This is a genomic window from Phyllobacterium sp. SL163, from assembly GCF_049896885.1.
Taxonomy (GTDB): domain Bacteria; phylum Pseudomonadota; class Alphaproteobacteria; order Rhizobiales; family Rhizobiaceae; genus Phyllobacterium; species Phyllobacterium calauticae.
Genome location: NZ_JAFCVE010000006.1, coordinates 391,613 through 407,458 on the forward strand (window position 1 = coordinate 391,613; position 15,846 = coordinate 407,458).

The window sequence follows — 15,846 nt, forward strand, 5'->3', positions numbered from 1 at the left end:
ACTTGCCACCGTGGCACATTTTGCGGTGATTCCTATGCGCTCCAACGCCACTTTGCCTATTACAGCTGTTCGGCACACATTATCGCTGCTCTATGCGTTTGAGTACGGATTCAAGAGCCAGCGTCAGAGCCTTTGTGCCGCCGTTCTCGGTAAACTCCGTCAAGACCTGCTCATTCAGACCGCCCTTTGTCGAAAAATCGGACGCCATCGCCTCGAACGATCGCGCCTCCGATGCGCCCGTTGCATGGGACAGGCCCCCAAACAGCTGCCTCAAATAGGTGCTCGCTTGGTCGTAGGACATTCCTTCCGCTTCAAGCCAGCGGGCGCTTGTTTCCAGCAGGCCGAAATATGTACCCATCAACGCACTCGCTGCGCCAAAAAGATCGTACTGCTTGAGATCTTTTGCCTGAACTGCGGTTCCCAACGAAGAAAACAGATCAGCTATCTGGTCATGAGGTGGATATATGGCTGTGGCGCCCTGTAAATCAGCCACGAAAGGAAGAGGAATTGCCCGGGTAATCGTGACAGGCGCGTCAATCCACCTGGCAAGCGCTTCGATTTGGATAGCGGCGATAAAGCTCACCACATGTTGATCGTTGCGAAATCTGAGTTCGCCTATCACTTCCTCGGCAATTTGCGGCCTTACCGCAAGAAACACGATGTCGGTGCTGTCAACCACATCCTGGTTGTCTTTTCCGACGCGCACGACCGGAAACATTTCGTCAAGTCGGGCAGCGACGCTTGAACTGCGAGGCGAGACAACCAGGGTTTCGACATCGGATCTTGATTTCATCAGGCCAGTCACGACCGCCTCAGTTATCGCGCCGGATCCGATGAATCCCAGTCTCATGAGCTTCCCTCTCATTCGCATTGCGTTATCGCGTCCACAGTGGTCAATCAAATGAAACCCGCTATGGCGAACATTGACAGACTAATGGTCTCCCGGACGTGGGTCCAGCCACATCCATCCACGACAACAGTATATCGCCCCCAAGCAAAGCAGGAATTGTTGGTTTGTCAGTGCTGCGGCTGCCTGAAGTTAATGTGTTGACGCTGTCGACTGAACCGGTCTCCAATCTTCGTTGACCAACCGTGGGAGTCCAACCAGGGTCCGAACCCGCTTCATGAAATTTTCCCGCTTTCTTGAGACTGCTCTTCGCCCCGAGAAATCAGCCGCTCGACGATGAATACAAGGCATCCCGCCACCGTCAAACATGCCGCGAGAAAGAACATCGGTGCAATCGTGCTGCCCGTCGCATCCTTTATCCATGGCACGACGTTTTGAGCAATGAACCCGCCCAGATTGCCCACCGAATTGATCGCGGCCAACCCCGCTGCCGCGCCGGCGCCTCTGAGAAACCGCGAGGGCATGCTCCAGAACACGGGTTGCCCGGCGAATATTCCACCGGCGGCAAGGCAAAGAAATGCAAACTGCAGCGTCTGATTGGAAATCACGGCAGACAAGACCAGGCAGATCGCGCCAAAAAAGGCTGGTATGACGATGTAGGGCGTCTGCCAACGTGCCCGCGCTGCCATATGCGGCACGACATAAAGCGCCACAGACACCACCACCCAGGGAATGATGTTCAGAAAGCCGTTGGCAACATTGCCGATGCCGAAGCTTTTCAGAACGGTTGGCAACCAATAGCTCAAACCATAGGCCGAGAGCGGAAAGCCGATGAAACATACCGACATGAGCAGGACACGCGGGTCAAGGAGCGCCTTGAATGCATGACCGCCTTCCGTCCCGAGATTTGAATTCTCGTCGTCGATGCGCTTTTTCAGCCAATCCTTTTCCGCTGCTGTCAGGAATGTTGCCTTTTCCGGCCGGTCGTCCAGATAGAACCAGGTCACGATCCCGGCAATCACCGCGGGAACGCCGGTAACAAGAAATACCCATTCCCAGCCTTTGAGGCCAAGGAGGCCATCCATTGCCAACAACGATCCGCCAAGCGGCGCTCCGATCGCATTGGCCACGGCGCTGAATATCATGAAGAGACCGACCATTGCGCCGCGATAACGCGCTGGATACCACAGCGTCATGAGATAAAGCACGCCGGGGAAAAAACCGGCCTCACACACACCCAGCAGAAAACGAAGGACGTAAAACATGCCTGCGCTCTGCGTGAATGCCAGCGCTATGGTCACCAGGCCCCATGAGACGAGAATTCGGGCGAACCATCGACTCGCACCGAATTTTTCCAGAAACAGGTTGCTTGGAACTTCAAAGATGAAATAGCCGATAAAAAACAGCGACGCTCCAAGGCCATAGGCATACTCGCTCATGCCGAGAGCATCGACCATCTGCAGTTTGGCAAAGCTGACATTCTGCCGATCGATATAGGCGATCAGATAGAGGATGCCGAGGAATGGCATCAATCGCCACGATATCTTGCTTATCAGCTGTTTTTCTACGACCATGATATTCTCCAAGAGGCATTGTGGGTGAAGCAGCCGAATCCATCAGGCCGGCTGTTGCTGGGTGCCTGTTACTGGTGTTTGTCCGAACCGGCCGAGGCGCCGGGCATGAAGCTGCACCAGCCGCTCACCGAAGGCGGTCGGGCGCATCGCCGGAGCTCGATCGAAAACCTCGATCCCAGCCCGTGCGGCGAAGAGGCGTTTGCCGTAACACATCAGATGTTCGATTCCCTGCATGACAAACGCCACGGCGGGCAGCATCTGCGCATAGGTATCTTCCGCCGATGCCAGATTGCCGGACCTGTAATCCTTATAGGCCCGTACGGCATAATCGATGATGTCCGGCGCAAGGATGTAGCCGGCGCAGCCGCCATTGAGCCCATCAATCAATTCAAGTCCGCCGCGGCCATTGAACACGGGAACGCTGCTCCCTATCGCCTGAATGAGGGTTTCGACATCGACAGCAGATGCCTCGGCTTTCAGCAGGCGGATATTGGGGTGACGGGTGGTAAGAGCCGTCATATCCGCTGCCCCGAGGCCGCGGCCCAGAAATGCCGGCGCATTCTGTATAGCGACGGGTAATGACGTGGCATCGGCCACCCTTCCGAAAAAGGCTATGTATTCCTGTGCATTGAAGCTTCCGGCAATGGGCGGCTGGAGGATAACCCAGTTCGCCCCCACCCGTTCGGCATGGCGCACCTGCGCGATCTGTTCGGCAACAGATGTGCCGAAGATCGTAAAGGCCAGCGGCAGGCGTCCGGCATTGTCCTCGGCCAGCCAATCCATGACCGTCCGCCTCTCATGTTCGGTCAATTTGGCGACTTCCGTCGCGAGCCCAAGCGCAGCGATACCCTGCACGCCGGTCGAAATGGCGATCTCGGTCTGTTTGCGCATGGCTTGGCGATCGAGTTTTTCGTCCCGGTCGAAGAAGGCGTACAAAATGGCGTGGATGCCGGAAAAATCATTGGATGTAGCGTTCAAAATTGTTTCCCCAGAATAGGCAATGGCAGATTGGAACGAGCACGGCGTGCAAGGGCAATGCCCAATATCCCGCCGATGACAAGCGCAGCAGCAACAAGGCCCAAGGCCACATTATAGTTGCCTGTTGCCTGCCGGATGCTGCCGATAACCGGAGGCAATGCAAGACCGGCGACATTCGCAAGGGCGTTGATCAAAGCGATGGAGACAGCAGCGGCAACGCCGGATACATATTCCGTGGTGACAGCCCAGAATATCGGAATGACCGCCCAGTTCAGTCCAACGGAAAGAACGAGCAAGGCGTAGCGGACATAGATGTCACCGGAAAAGACTGCCGCGATGATCGCAACGCCTGACGCGACAAGAGGAAGGCCGAGATGCAGAGCTCTTTCGCCAGTCGCATCGGAATGCCGGCCATTGAGAAACATGAAAATACAGGCTGCAACAAATGGCACTGCTGAAAGCAGGCTGACGATCAGATTGTTGCTGCCCGACAGATCTTTGACGATCAAAGGCATGAAAAGCGTCAACCCGATTGTGCCGAAGGCCTGCAGCAGCCAGAACACCGCCAGCAACCAGATGTGCATATCAGCAAACGCTGCAACCCACGAGGTCTTGTGCGATACAACCGCCGCCTGTTCGCTCTGGATCGCCTGTTCCAGACCGCTCTGCTGCTCCGGCGTCAGCCAGCGTGCATCGGCCGGCCGGTCCGGCAGGAACCTGAGGACCAGGAAACCCAACAGGATGGCCGGTACGCCCTCTATGAGGAAAACCCACCGCCAGCCCGAAACACCCAGTACACCATGGGCATTCAACAGCAATCCCGAAAGCGGCAAGCCGATAACGGAAGCAAGAGCGGCGCCGATATAGAAGAACGACATGGCATGGGCGCGATCCCTCGATGGATACCATCTGGCAAGATAGTAGATGATCCCCGGTGTGAATCCGGCTTCCGCTGCGCCCAGCAGAAGACGCATGCCGTAAAGCTGGTAAGCGCTCGTCACCAGCGCCATGCCTGCGGCAATGATTCCCCATGTCACCATGATGCGGGCGATCCACCGGCGTGCGCCAAATCGCGTCAGCGCGATATTGCTGGGAATTTCGAAGACAATGTAGGTGGCAAAGAACAGGCCAGCCGCAATCCCGTACATGCGCTCTGTCAGTTGCAACTCCGCGTTCATCCCCAATGCCGCTACGGAGATGTTTGACCGGTCGATATAAGCGACCAGATAAAGCAGCATCACAAAGGGCAAAATGCGTCGGTTGACGCGTCTGATCGCGTCGGACGTGTTGTAAGCAGTCATTTATTCCTCCCCAGAGCCGCTCTCCCAAGCGGCCTATCAAACATCATACGTTTAACATATGATGTTTGATAGGCAAGAAACTTTTTTGGAGTTCCACCCCGATTGTGTATGGGTGATGAAGCACACAACAATTGGTCGATGAGGTAAAAGCCATGAGAATCCGGAAGCCGAACCGAACCCGGATTGTAGTGGCAGCACTTGGGGCCCGCATCGCAACCGGCGAGTTTGCGCCCGGGGCACTCCTGCCCTCGGAAACGGTGCTTGAGCAAGAATACGAGGTCAGCCGTACCGTCATTCGCGAAGCCACCAAAATTCTTTCGGCCAAAGGCCTTGTGACCGTGCGCCAACGACATGGAACCCACGTCAACCCGCGTGAGCAGTGGATGTGGATGGATGGCGAGCTCATTAGCTGGCTGGCAAACGGCAAGGCCGCCAAGAGCGATCTTCTGGCATTCGCCGAGGCGCGCCAGATCATTGAGCCTGGCGCTGCAGCTCTTGCCGCCCTGCGGGCAACGCAGAAACAGCGCGTGGAGATCGTCGCAGCCTATGAACGGATGAAGACAGGCCACGCATCACCGCAGGAGGCTATACTCGCCGACAAGCAGTTCCATCTTGCCATTCTGGACGCCACGCACAACCCTGTCCTGCAGAGCCTGCGCCAGACGATCGAGTCCATTCTGGACGCCATTTTTCCCCATACGGTTGGCACATTCACCCACAACCTCGATAATCACGGCGAGGTTGCCGATGCGATAGCGCGCGGCGATCCCGAAGCCGCACGCGCCAATATGGAGAAGGTCCTGCAGCATACCACCGGGTTTCTGCAGTCCGCCGGTTGAAGCGAGCGAAGCTTCAATGGCTCTCACGCGGTATCCCGGCACCGCGACACCCCACCAGGAAATCAAGGTCAGCCCCGCGGTCAGCCTGCAGAACACGCTCTGTATAAAGATGCTGGTACCCGCCTTCCATTGCCGGGACAGGAGCCTGCCAGGACTGGCGGCGCAATTCCAGCTCAGCGTCAGACACGTCCAGATGAAGTTTGCGCGCTTCGACGTCGAGTTCGATGAAGTCGCCGTTGCGCACCAGGGCCAGCGGACCGCCGACGGCAGCTTCCGGTGCGACGTGGAGGACGACCGTCCCGAAAGCCGTCCCTGACATACGGGCATCGGAGATCCGCACCATGTCGCGCACGCCCTTCTGCAGCAGCTTCTGCGGCAGAGCCATGTTGCCAACCTCGGCCATCCCGGGATAACCCTTGGGGCCGCAATTCTTCAGTACCATGATGCAGGTTTCGTCAATATCGAGCGCCGGATCGTCAATGACGGCCTTGTAGTGGTCGATGTCTTCAAAAACCACGGCACGCCCGCGATGGCGCATGAGTTCAGACGATGCAGCGGAGGGCTTTATGATCGCGCCCGAGGGTGCAAGATTGCCGCGCAACACAGCTATACCGCCTTGCGCCGTCAAGGCTTTTTCCGTCGGACGGATAACTTCCGGATCGAAATTCTCCGCCTGGGCAATGTTTTCGCCCACGGTTTTGCCGGTGACGGTCATTGCGTCAAGTTCGATCAGGGCAGCTATCTCTTTCATGACAGCCGGAAGCCCGCCTGCGTAACAGAAATCCTCCATCAGGAAACGCCCCGATGGCATGAGATCGAGGATGGTGGGAATGTCGCGCCCGAACCTGTCCCAATCGTCTAGTGACAATTCGCAACCGATCCGTCCGGCAATGGCCAGCAGATGAACGACGGCATTGGTCGAACCTCCGATAGCCCCGTTTATCCGGATGGCATTGGCAAAGGCCTCACGCTTCAAGATCGCCGAAAGCCGCAGATCTTCATGCACCATCTCAACGATGCGGCGCCCGGTCATGCGGGCAAGGCGTGCGCGGTGCGCATCGACGGCCGGATAGGCGGCATTTCCCGGCAGGGCAATTCCCAATGCCTCAACCATCGATGCCATCGTCGACGCGGTGCCCATGGTCATGCAATGTCCCGGCGACCGGGACATGGCACTTTCAGCATTGGCAAACTCCTGTTCGCTCATGACGCCAGCCCGGACATCCTCCGAGAATTTCCACACATCCGTTCCCGAGCCGATCTGTTTTCCCTTGAAGCGGCCGTTCAGCATGGGGCCGCCCGATATCACGATGGACGGCAGGTCGCAGGATGCCGCGCCCATGACCAGGGATGGCGTGGTCTTGTCGCAGCCTGCCATGAGGACCACGCCGTCCATGGGATTGCCCCGGATCGATTCCTCGACGTCCATCGACGCCAGATTGCGAAACAGCATCGCCGTTGGCCGCAGATTGGATTCGCCGCAGGAGAAGACGGGGAATTCCAGCGGCAACCCGCCCGCCTCCAGCACGCCCGCCTTGATATGTTCGACGAGACCGCGGAAATGCGCATTGCACGGCGTGAATTCAGAAAATGTATTGCAAATGCCGATCACCGGACGGCCATCAAAGGCATCGTCCGGCAATCCGCCATTTTTCATCCAGCTGCGATGGATGAAAGCATCCTTGCCGTTGCCGCCAAACCAATGCTGGGATCGTCTCTTCGTCATGATAAATGCTCTGTCTTTGTTAATTGTTCGGGTGTTGCTGCTGGCTGAGACCGCCGTCCACGACAAGGCAGGCGGCGTTCATGAACGGGCACTCATCGGAAATCATGAACACAGCCGCCTGCGCGATCTCCTGCGGGGAGGCGATGCGCCCGCCCGGATGAAGGGCGAGTGTCTTGGCGCGCGCTGCAGCCGGGTCTTCAAAGCTGTTCCAGTAGTCGAGCACCTTCTGCGTTTCCACATAGCCGGGTGCCAGCGCGTTCACCCGCACGCCTTTGCCCGCATATTCGAGTGCAAGCGATTTGGTCAGGCCAAGCAGGGCATGTTTGGCGACCGGATAGGGGAAAGTCTGCGGTATGATCGTAAAGCTGTGTGTCGAGGCGATGTTGAGGATGACGCCGCCGCCCTGCTCCAGCATCGATGGCAGTACAGCCTTGCTGCAGTTCCACGCGCCTTTGACATTGACATCAAAGTTACGGTTCCACTGCTCTTCCGAAGTTTCGAGAGGGGTGGAGAACACGTTGATGCCGGCATTGTTAATCAGGGCATTGATCGCGCCGATTTCAGATGCAGCCTGATTGACGGCGGCAAGAACAGCCGCAGCATCGCTGATATCAGCTATGGCAAATCCAACGGAAATTGACCTTGCCCGCAATTCATCCACCGCGCTTTCGAGCAATGGACGGTCCCGATCGATGAGAAAAAGCCGGGCGCCTTCCGCCAGACACGCCTCGGTGATTGCCAGGCCGATCCCCTGCGCGGCGCCTGTGATGACTATCCTTTTTCCGGCAAGTCGGTTCGTCATGGCACTTCACTCCCATCAAGAATTGTCAGTGATAGTCCGCCGCTGATTTCCTCCCCCGGAGCCAGCAATGCGAGCCCCATGGGATCGGCTTCGACAGAGGCCAGCGCATTCGGCGCATGGCTCATCGGCTCGAAACAGAAGAAACTCCGGTCCGTGTCTGGTGCAAAGAGCATGAACCGCGCGAAGATTTCCGTGGCTTCCACGCTGAGAGAAAGATTGTGCTCCGGCCATGCAATCGTGGCCTTGCCGTCCCAACCCTCGAATGCATTGTTGATCCAGCGATCCGGTAGCGGTGTTGAACGTGCAAAAGCCATATCCACGGGCAGCGCTTCAAGGGTATGGGGAAGATGCGATGGCGCCTCCGTCCACCAACGGACTGCCGATGCCTTCAAGGCCGTTTTGGGCGTTCGCGGAAAAAAGGGATGAAATCCTATACCGAACGGCAGTGTCTCATCGCCGCTATTGGTTATGGAAAGCTGCATGTCAAGCGTGGCGCCCGCGAGCCGGGTTGTTTGCGTTGCCGTGTAAGCATAAGGGGAATTTTCATCCGCCTTCCTGCTGAATTCCATGGTCACCGCTTCAACCGATGCCTCCAGCACATTCCAGTCGCCAAGCCAGCCGTCTCCATGGAGATAAAGGCTTTCCTGCGTATTCGGAACAAATGATCGACGCTTGCCGCCAAAGTGGAAACCGTTGCCGGCGACCCGGTTGCCGATTGGAACAAGCGGAAAACATGCCGCTCGCTGCACTGTGAATTCCTGCTCCGTTCCGGCGTAGGGGCGCAGGAAGAAACGGCCATCCGACGTCTTGCCGTCCACCACCGCACCGCCCTTTGAGGCGACGCGGACAGTCATATACGCGTTGTGCAGGACCAGAAAATCCGCCGGAACTGCCTGTTTCCCGGATGGCATTTTATCGCCTGATGAATGCGCTGGACCGCAGATTGTCGAGCATCACCGCCAAGAGCAGGATGAGGCCGCGCACGATATACTGATAGAAGGCGGGAATGTTCATGAGGTTCATGACGTTCTCCGCAATGCCCATGATCATCACACCCACAATGACACCTGCCATTGTGGCTCGTCCGCCCGCAAGCGATACGCCGCCGAGAACACAGGCGGATATGACTGAAAGTTCAAGGCCGACGGCCGCATTCGGTTGACCTGATGTAATACGGGACGCGAGCAATATCCCCGCCACGGCACAGACCACCCCTTGCAAGGCAAAAATCCAGATTCTGGTCTTGTCGACATTGACGCCGGCAAGGCGCGACGCCTCCGGATTGCCGCCAATGGCCAGCGTATTCTTGCCGAAGACCGTGCGGTTCAAGACAAAGCCAAAGACCACGAAGAGGCCAGCAAGTATCCAGACCGGCGTCGGGATGCCGAACAATTTCGAGAGCGCCAACTGATAGAAACCCGGATCATTGATGCCTATGGCGCGCCCATCCGACGATATCAGGGCAAGGCCACGCACAATCTGCATGGTCGCCAGTGTGGTGATGAGCGCGTTGATCCTGAACTTTGCAATGACGAAGCCGTTGACGAACCCGACGAACGCACCACACAGAAGTGCTGCACCGATCCCGACCAGTATTGATCCGGTGGTGTTCGACGCCATGACAGCCACCATCCCGGTGAAAGCGGCCGTCGAGCCGACCGACAGATCGAAGTCCCGCGCTGCGAGACAAAACATCATGGTGCAGGCGACAATCCCCACCGTAACCACCGACTGCAGCAGGCCAAGCATATTGCGTTCGGTCAGGAAATTGGGAACCAGCAATGCAACGATCGTGAAGGCCACGATGAAAATCAGGACGATGCCCTGGTCCCCCAGCAAAATCTTCTTCAACTGATTGGTCATGCCTGTGTCCTCAATACGCAATTTCTGTTGGCTGCTTCACGTCCGGAAGCGCCGCTGCCAGGATCGCATTTTCTTCAAACTGGTCACGGTTCAACCCGGCGGCGATTTTCCCGGCGCACATGACCAGGATACGGTCACAGATACCCATCACCTCGGGCAGTTCGCTCGAAACCACGACGATGCCCATCCCGCTTTCGGCAAGTTCGTAGAGAATCTCGTAGATTTCGGACTTGGCGCCGACATCGATCCCGCGCGTCGGTTCATCGACGATCAGGACCTTCACACCCTGCTCCGCCAGCCAGCGGCCCAATATGACTTTCTGCTGATTGCCGCCGGAGAGGTTGACGATGTCCTGCTTGCGCGACGGGGTGCGTACCTTCAGGCGCTTGATGAAGGTTTCCGCAACCTCCACCTCCCTCTTCCGGTCGAGCAATCCGTATGGACTGTAATGGCGGCGCGAGGAAACATTGATGTTTTCTTCGATCGAGCGTCCCTGGAGAATACCGTCATGCTTGCGGTCCTCCGAACACAGAACAATCCCCGACCGGATCGCCTGACGCGGACTCCCGGCTTTCACCTGGGCACCATCGATCGAGGTTGCACCGGAAAACTGCGGATCGGCTCCGAAGACCAGTCGCATCAGTTCGGAACGGCCCGCGCCGATAAGGCCGAAGAAGCCGACAATCTCGCCGGCGCGCACATCAAAGCTCGCAGGCTCCGGCAGGCGTTCTCCGGAAACATTCTCCACCTTCAGACGCACGGCGCCTGCTTCACGCCCACGCCAGCCCCAGATATCGTTGATTTCCCGCCCGACCATTTCGGCTACGATCTGATCACGCGTTACGCCTTGCAACGTCTCATGATGTGCTGCGAGCTTGCCATCGCGCAAAACCGTCAAACTGTCGCAAAGCCTGAAAACCTCATCCAGCCGATGTGAAACATAAAGGATAACCTTGCCTTCGGCCCGCAAGCGGTCAATCAGCGTGAAAAGAATTTCACTTTCGCGGGAAGAAAGCGACGAGGTCGGCTCATCAAGAGCAATCACCCGTGCATCGAGCATCACTGCCTTGGCGATTTCCACCATCTGCCGTTCACCGATGGACAGCGTCTTTACCTTCTGGCGCGGATCGATATCGATCCCTGCATTCTTCAGTTTTTCAGTGACATCGGCGAACATTTTTGCGGAAGCAACTACACCCGCATTTGCCGGAAACCGGCCAAGATACAGGTTTTCCGCCACGGTCAACTCGGGCACCAGCTGCAGCTCCTGGTGGATGACGATCACACCATGTTCGAAGGCGTCTCTTGAAGAGCCATACGCCTGAACATCACCGTCAATGCGTATTTCGCCCTCGTTCGCATGCTGATCTCCGGACAGAATTCGGATGAGGGTTGATTTACCGGCACCGTTCTCACCCATCAATCCATGCACGGCACCTTTGCGCACATCGAAACTGATGCCGGACAGCGCTTTCACGCCGGGATAGGTCTTCGTAAGATTTGAGAACTGTAAAAACGACACGTGGCTTCCCCTCCAGCTTGGCGGCGGAACAAGCCGCCGCCAGGGTTTTCAATATACGGCGAGGATTACTCGATACCGAGTTCCTTGCGCACCTGCTGGAAGGTGTCCCGCTTGGCGAGAGCGCCCGATGTCAGGGTAAGCTTTTCCGGCTGCTTGCCATTCGCCACCCACTCATACATGTTGGTGGCAGTCTCATAGCCGTGACGCTTGGGGGAAATGATAACAGTCCCGACAAAACCGGTCGCGGTCGGCTTCTTGAACTCGTTGATCGCCGAGTCCGCGCCGCCGATGCCGACGCCGATCACACCGTCTGCCGGAATGCCTACACTCTCCGTCGCGCGCACAGCGCCGAGCACCGCCTCGTCATTGAGGCCGAAAGCGACCCACTTCTTGATACCGGCATGCGCATTCAACACCACGGTTGCAGCATTCAGAGCAGCTTCGGTATCCGTCTTTGCCTGCGGGGCAGGAAAGATATTCTCAGCCTTGAAGCCGTTTGCCTTCAGCACCGAAATGGCACCCTCGACACGGTCAACGGCCGTCGGCAGCTGATCGTAGGAAACGCGAATGGCCCCCACTTCCTCCGGCTTCCAGCCGCGCGCCTTCATCTCGTCAACGATGCCCTGCCCGACGGCTTCGCCGATCTTGGTGGCGGAAATGCCCATATGCGGCACATCCTCAAGCGGTTTGCCGGCGGCATCGACCAAACGGTCATCGACCGTCATCATCTTGAGATTGTTCGCAGCCGCCTTGGCCACAATGCCCGGTCCGAGCTTCACATCGGGCGTGCAAACAACAAAGCCCTGAGCGCCTTGCGCGCCAAGATTGTCGATTGCCGACATCAGCTTCTCGCCATCCTCGGCGCCAATCTTGACGAGAGTAAATCCCTTCTCCTTGGCTGCCTGGTCGGCAAATTTCCATTCATCCTGGAACCAGGGTTCCTCCGGCTGTTTCACGATAAATCCGATTTTGGCATCCTGCGCACTGGCAGGAACCATGGACACGACAGACATCGTTGCGAGTGCGCCGGCGAGAATCGCCGTCTTGATTAAATTCATTGTCATTCCTCCCAAAAGCACGATCCCGTTTTCCGATCGTGATGGTACAATTAATCATTTTTATCATACTCGTCAATTGCTCTGGTATGATAAATAGTCTATTGCTCGAGGGATTGGAATTCTCGACACGATGATCGATAAGGCTGTGACGCCGTTGCGTCACAGAGGGGAAGAAATGATGAGCCAAGCCACTGATCCGTCAATTGCAGGCGCGCAGAAAACACGCCGCCCCCGCGTGATGCCGGACGTGGTGCGCACGCTTGCGCGTGACATATTTGCCGGCCGTTATCCAAGCGGCAGCCTTTTGCCACGAGAAAGCGATCTCGGCGACGCCTATGGCGTTAGCCGGACGGTTATCCGGGAGGCGCTGAAGGTTTTGGCCGCCAAGGGGCTGGTCAGCAGCCGCCCGCGCATCGGTACAACCGTATGTGATCCGGATAACTGGAACATCATCGACCCCCAGGTGCTGGAATGGCATGCGCCGCACCTCCTGGACGACCGCCTGTTTGACGCCATCCTTGAAACACGCCGCGCCATAGAACCGCTGGTTGCTGAACTTGCAGCGAGCCGGGCAACGCTGCAGGAAATCGCCGATCTCGAACTTGCCTGGCAGGGCATGGCCGACGCTGCGAACGACGTGGAACAGTTCTCGCGGTCAGACATAGCATTCCACCAGATCCTGTATGCGGCGAGCCACAACCCGGTGTTCCGTCAGATTGGCGGACTGATCGACGCGGCACTGAAATTCGTTCTCGAAACCACCGCCACCACTTCCAACGATCAGAGAAGCGAAGCGATCAAGGCGCACCGCGCCATGGTCGAAGCATTGCGGATGCGCGACGCTGCCGCTGCACGCAAGGCTGCCAGTGACATCCTGGACCTCGCCGCGCGCGATCTTGCCGCGGCAAAATCTCTCAATGCAGGCAAAACCGTTTAAAGGTCAGACAGACGATGAAAATCACCGCACTCAAGACATTCATTGTTCCCCCGCGCTGGCTCTTTCTGAAAATTGAAACCGACGAGGGTGTCAGCGGCTGGGGTGAACCCGTTGTCGAAGGCCGGGCGCACACGGTTGAAACCGCGATCACCGAACTTGCCGATTATCTGATCGGCAAGGATCCACGTCTGATCGAGGATCACTGGACGGTGATGTATCGCGGCGCCTTCTATCGCGGCGGCCCTATCCTGATGAGTGCGATCGCCGGTGTCGATCAGGCGCTTTGGGACATCAAGGGCAAAGCACTGGGCGTGCCTGTCCACGCGCTTCTCGGCGGCAAACTCCGCGACCGGATCAAGGTATATTCCTGGATCGGCGGTGACCGGCCGGCTGACATCGCCGCCGGCGCCCTTGACGTCACCAGCCGCGGCTTCACCGCACTCAAAATGAACGGCACGGAAGAATTGCAGATCGTGGACAGCCACGACAAGATCGATGCCGTCATCGAGCGTGTCGCGACTGTTCGCCAGGCAGTCGGACCGAACATCGGCATTGCCGTCGATTTTCACGGCCGTGTTCACCGGCCGATGGCACGGGCCCTGGTCAAGGAACTCGATCCCTATCGCCTGATGTTCATCGAAGAACCGGTGCTGAGCGAGAACCGTGAGGCGCTCAAGGAAATTGCCGCTTTTTCATCAGCGCCGATTGCGCTGGGCGAGCGCCTTTATAGCCGCTGGGATTTCAAGAGCGTTCTTGAGCAAGGGGCCGTTGATATCATCCAGCCCGACCTGTCTCACGCGGGCGGCATTACGGAATGCCGCAAGATCGCAGCCATGGCCGAAGCCTACGACGTGGCGCTGGCACCCCATTGCCCGCTTGGCCCGATTGCGCTGGCAGCTTGCCTGCAGCTTGATGCTGTCAGTTACAACGCCTTCATCCAGGAACAAAGCCTCGGTATCCACTACAACAGTACCAATGATTTGCTCGACTACGCCAAGGACAAATCCGTCTTTCACTACGAGGATGGTTTTGTGGCAATTCCGGAAGGTCCGGGCCTCGGCATTGAAATCAACGAGGAATACGTCATCGAACGCGCCAAGGAAGGACACCGCTGGCGCAACCCGATCTGGCGGCACAAGGACGGCTCCTTTGCTGAATGGTGATGTTCATGGGCCGTCATTTTGATCGATCATTCTGCGATCCATCGCTGAGCGATTCAGGTCAGTCCTAAATTGCTCGAACGGTTCAATTAAAGGGCGCGCATTCTTACCCGCAACTGAAATTTCGTCGAGACATATCCCATATAAAGACCCTCGGTTTTGGTGTGGTCGCAGCGGAAACAAACGTCTGATGTATTTGCTAGGCATTCTCAGATCGGTCGTCGCTCGCTCTCGAGCGATCTCCCAGCGCGCCGCGCACTTGTTATCAAGCGGTGGCTTGCAGCGGAATGCGCATGCTGGCTGTCAAATAATTTGAGTTGACCGTTTTTGATGGCGAGGCAACACTTGCAATCCACCGCAAGGCAGGAGGAAAAATGATGAATGAGCCTGACCGATGGCGCCACATGGCAGCCGCGCCGAGAGATGGCCGGCGGATTCTCGTCACGATTCGCCCATCCGAACAGGGGCCGGCAGAAGTCGACCTTGCCTATTGGTCGAAGGGTGATCAGTTCGGCACAGAAGGCTGGCGTGCTTCCGATTCCTCGCCTGGCCGCCTTGTCGAATATGCCGAGCCGGAATTGAAATGCTGGATGCCAATGCCCACTGCTAATCTCGATGGCAGCTCCATGCCGTCACCATGGGAAGGCGACGACGCGCGAGAGCTCGACGGAACAGGGATTTAGCAGCTCGCGCCGATATGTTGCGAGGACTCAATATGGACTCTCAAAATCCTGTTGAGTCATCTGCTATTATACTCGCTGCAGTCTAATGTTCATTGTTTTTATTAACTTTATTCCAATACCCCGCAGCTATTGCGACGATAGGTTCTGTAGTATGGACTGATAATCTTCCCTTAACCATGATCCAGATGCGATGTTCACCTGATGGGCTGCCTAAGAGGTTAATTTCGTTCTGTGGCCATGCTGAGGCCCGGTTTGCTTGCTTTTCCTGCTTCTGCTCAACGTTTTAAGCCTCTCCCGCCCGGCGGTCTTTAACCGCGAAACACATTATCGGCATATATAACTGTTCGTTTTCTTGCGTCTTACGCGTTTGTACATGCTGGATTTGCTGGGGTTTTTCCAAGTGGTTTCGCCCTCGAAACGGTGTGGTTGGCGTATGGGGGGCTCCGTGGGCATTTCTACATTAATACACGCTAAGGGAATTTGAAGTTGTTTGGATTGAAGCGGTTAGCCCGGATTGGCCTGAAGCGTTCGAGGGGTCGGTCAATTTCGTTCCAGA

The 15,846-nt window shown here is 57.0% G+C and carries 14 protein-coding genes; 4 read left to right on the forward strand and 10 right to left on the reverse strand.

Annotation, left to right across the window (positions count from 1 at the left end; all coding sequences use genetic code 11):
- Nucleotides 1-79: 79 nt before the first annotated feature.
- From ACP7B1_RS15930 to ACP7B1_RS15945, 4 genes are all read right to left on the reverse strand, one after another.
- On the reverse strand, nucleotides 80-850 hold the full coding sequence (locus ACP7B1_RS15930; protein ID WP_346305070.1) for a pyrroline-5-carboxylate reductase: 771 nt from the start codon (nucleotides 848-850) through the stop codon (nucleotides 80-82).
- Nucleotides 851-1,122: 272 nt separating this feature from the next.
- Nucleotides 1,123-2,421 carry an MFS transporter gene (locus tag ACP7B1_RS15935; RefSeq protein ID WP_346305071.1) on the reverse strand — a complete coding sequence of 433 codons (1,299 nt, stop codon included), beginning with the start codon at nucleotides 2,419-2,421 and terminating at the stop codon, nucleotides 1,123-1,125.
- A gap of 42 nt (nucleotides 2,422-2,463) precedes the next feature.
- Nucleotides 2,464-3,399 carry a dihydrodipicolinate synthase family protein gene (locus ACP7B1_RS15940; RefSeq protein ID WP_346305072.1) on the reverse strand — a complete coding sequence of 312 codons (936 nt, stop codon included), beginning with the start codon at nucleotides 3,397-3,399 and terminating at the stop codon, nucleotides 2,464-2,466.
- Nucleotides 3,396-4,700: an MFS transporter gene (locus ACP7B1_RS15945; protein WP_426137099.1), complete on the reverse strand. Its 1,305-nt coding sequence runs from the start codon at nucleotides 4,698-4,700 to the stop codon at nucleotides 3,396-3,398. The genes ACP7B1_RS15940 and ACP7B1_RS15945 overlap by 4 nt, the downstream gene beginning before the upstream one ends.
- A gap of 152 nt (nucleotides 4,701-4,852) precedes the next feature.
- On the opposite strand from ACP7B1_RS15945, the gene ACP7B1_RS15950 reads away from it, so the two are divergent.
- A complete protein-coding gene (locus ACP7B1_RS15950) occupies nucleotides 4,853-5,539 on the forward strand; it encodes a FadR/GntR family transcriptional regulator (RefSeq protein ID WP_426137100.1) in 687 nt (228 codons plus the stop codon).
- 13 nt (nucleotides 5,540-5,552) lie between these two features.
- Here the strand turns inward: ACP7B1_RS15950 and ACP7B1_RS15955 are convergent, their stop codons facing one another.
- The 6 genes from ACP7B1_RS15955 to ACP7B1_RS15980 form a co-directional block, all read right to left on the reverse strand.
- The gene (locus ACP7B1_RS15955; protein ID WP_346305395.1) at nucleotides 5,553-7,265 is read right to left on the reverse strand and encodes an IlvD/Edd family dehydratase; all 1,713 of its coding nucleotides are present in this window, start codon (nucleotides 7,263-7,265) and stop codon (nucleotides 5,553-5,555) included.
- Between the two features lie 19 nt (nucleotides 7,266-7,284).
- Entirely contained in the window at nucleotides 7,285-8,067 is a 783-nt protein-coding gene (locus ACP7B1_RS15960; RefSeq protein WP_346305396.1) for an SDR family oxidoreductase, read from the reverse strand.
- A complete protein-coding gene (locus ACP7B1_RS15965; protein WP_346305397.1) occupies nucleotides 8,064-8,978 on the reverse strand; it encodes an aldose 1-epimerase in 915 nt (304 codons plus the stop codon). The genes ACP7B1_RS15960 and ACP7B1_RS15965 overlap by 4 nt, the downstream gene beginning before the upstream one ends.
- Nucleotide 8,979: 1 nt before the next feature.
- A complete protein-coding gene (araH, locus tag ACP7B1_RS15970) occupies nucleotides 8,980-9,930 on the reverse strand; it encodes an L-arabinose ABC transporter permease AraH (protein WP_346305398.1) in 951 nt (316 codons plus the stop codon).
- Between the two features lie 10 nt (nucleotides 9,931-9,940).
- Nucleotides 9,941-11,452 carry an L-arabinose ABC transporter ATP-binding protein AraG gene (araG, locus tag ACP7B1_RS15975; RefSeq protein WP_346305399.1) on the reverse strand — a complete coding sequence of 504 codons (1,512 nt, stop codon included), beginning with the start codon at nucleotides 11,450-11,452 and terminating at the stop codon, nucleotides 9,941-9,943.
- Nucleotides 11,453-11,517: 65 nt separating this feature from the next.
- Entirely contained in the window at nucleotides 11,518-12,510 is a 993-nt protein-coding gene (locus tag ACP7B1_RS15980; protein ID WP_105735011.1) for an arabinose ABC transporter substrate-binding protein, read from the reverse strand.
- Between the two features lie 178 nt (nucleotides 12,511-12,688).
- Between ACP7B1_RS15980 and ACP7B1_RS15985 the strand changes: the two genes are divergently transcribed.
- The 3 genes from ACP7B1_RS15985 to ACP7B1_RS15995 all read left to right on the forward strand — a co-directional run bounded on the left by ACP7B1_RS15985 (nucleotide 12,689) and on the right by ACP7B1_RS15995 (nucleotide 15,290).
- Nucleotides 12,689-13,447, forward strand: a complete 759-nt coding sequence (locus ACP7B1_RS15985; RefSeq protein ID WP_346305400.1) for a FadR/GntR family transcriptional regulator — start codon at nucleotides 12,689-12,691, stop codon at nucleotides 13,445-13,447.
- A 14-nt stretch (nucleotides 13,448-13,461) separates the two neighbouring features.
- Nucleotides 13,462-14,610 carry a galactonate dehydratase gene (gene dgoD / locus ACP7B1_RS15990; protein WP_346305401.1) on the forward strand — a complete coding sequence of 383 codons (1,149 nt, stop codon included), beginning with the start codon at nucleotides 13,462-13,464 and terminating at the stop codon, nucleotides 14,608-14,610.
- Between the two features lie 374 nt (nucleotides 14,611-14,984).
- A complete protein-coding gene (locus ACP7B1_RS15995) occupies nucleotides 14,985-15,290 on the forward strand; it encodes a hypothetical protein (RefSeq protein ID WP_288194020.1) in 306 nt (101 codons plus the stop codon).
- Nucleotides 15,291-15,846 lie beyond the last annotated feature (556 nt).

What these genes read in the sequence shown, in the direction of transcription:
- ACP7B1_RS15930 (WP_346305070.1), bottom strand. Translation starts at nt 850, where the DNA reads ATGAGACTGGGATTCATCGGATCCGGCGCGATAACTGAGGCGGTCGTG.
- ACP7B1_RS15935 (WP_346305071.1), bottom strand. Translation starts at nt 2,421, where the DNA reads ATGGTCGTAGAAAAACAGCTGATAAGCAAGATATCGTGGCGATTGATG.
- ACP7B1_RS15945 (WP_426137099.1), bottom strand. Translation starts at nt 4,700, where the DNA reads ATGACTGCTTACAACACGTCCGACGCGATCAGACGCGTCAACCGACGC.
- ACP7B1_RS15950 (WP_426137100.1), top strand. Translation starts at nt 4,853, where the DNA reads ATGAGAATCCGGAAGCCGAACCGAACCCGGATTGTAGTGGCAGCACTT.
- ACP7B1_RS15955 (WP_346305395.1), bottom strand. Translation starts at nt 7,265, where the DNA reads ATGACGAAGAGACGATCCCAGCATTGGTTTGGCGGCAACGGCAAGGAT.
- ACP7B1_RS15960 (WP_346305396.1), bottom strand. Translation starts at nt 8,067, where the DNA reads ATGACGAACCGACTTGCCGGAAAAAGGATAGTCATCACAGGCGCCGCG.
- ACP7B1_RS15965 (WP_346305397.1), bottom strand. Translation starts at nt 8,978, where the DNA reads ATGCCATCCGGGAAACAGGCAGTTCCGGCGGATTTTCTGGTCCTGCAC.
- araH (WP_346305398.1), bottom strand. Translation starts at nt 9,930, where the DNA reads ATGACCAATCAGTTGAAGAAGATTTTGCTGGGGGACCAGGGCATCGTC.
- ACP7B1_RS15980 (WP_105735011.1), bottom strand. Translation starts at nt 12,510, where the DNA reads ATGAATTTAATCAAGACGGCGATTCTCGCCGGCGCACTCGCAACGATG.
- ACP7B1_RS15985 (WP_346305400.1), top strand. Translation starts at nt 12,689, where the DNA reads ATGAGCCAAGCCACTGATCCGTCAATTGCAGGCGCGCAGAAAACACGC.
- dgoD (WP_346305401.1), top strand. Translation starts at nt 13,462, where the DNA reads ATGAAAATCACCGCACTCAAGACATTCATTGTTCCCCCGCGCTGGCTC.
- ACP7B1_RS15995 (WP_288194020.1), top strand. Translation starts at nt 14,985, where the DNA reads ATGAATGAGCCTGACCGATGGCGCCACATGGCAGCCGCGCCGAGAGAT.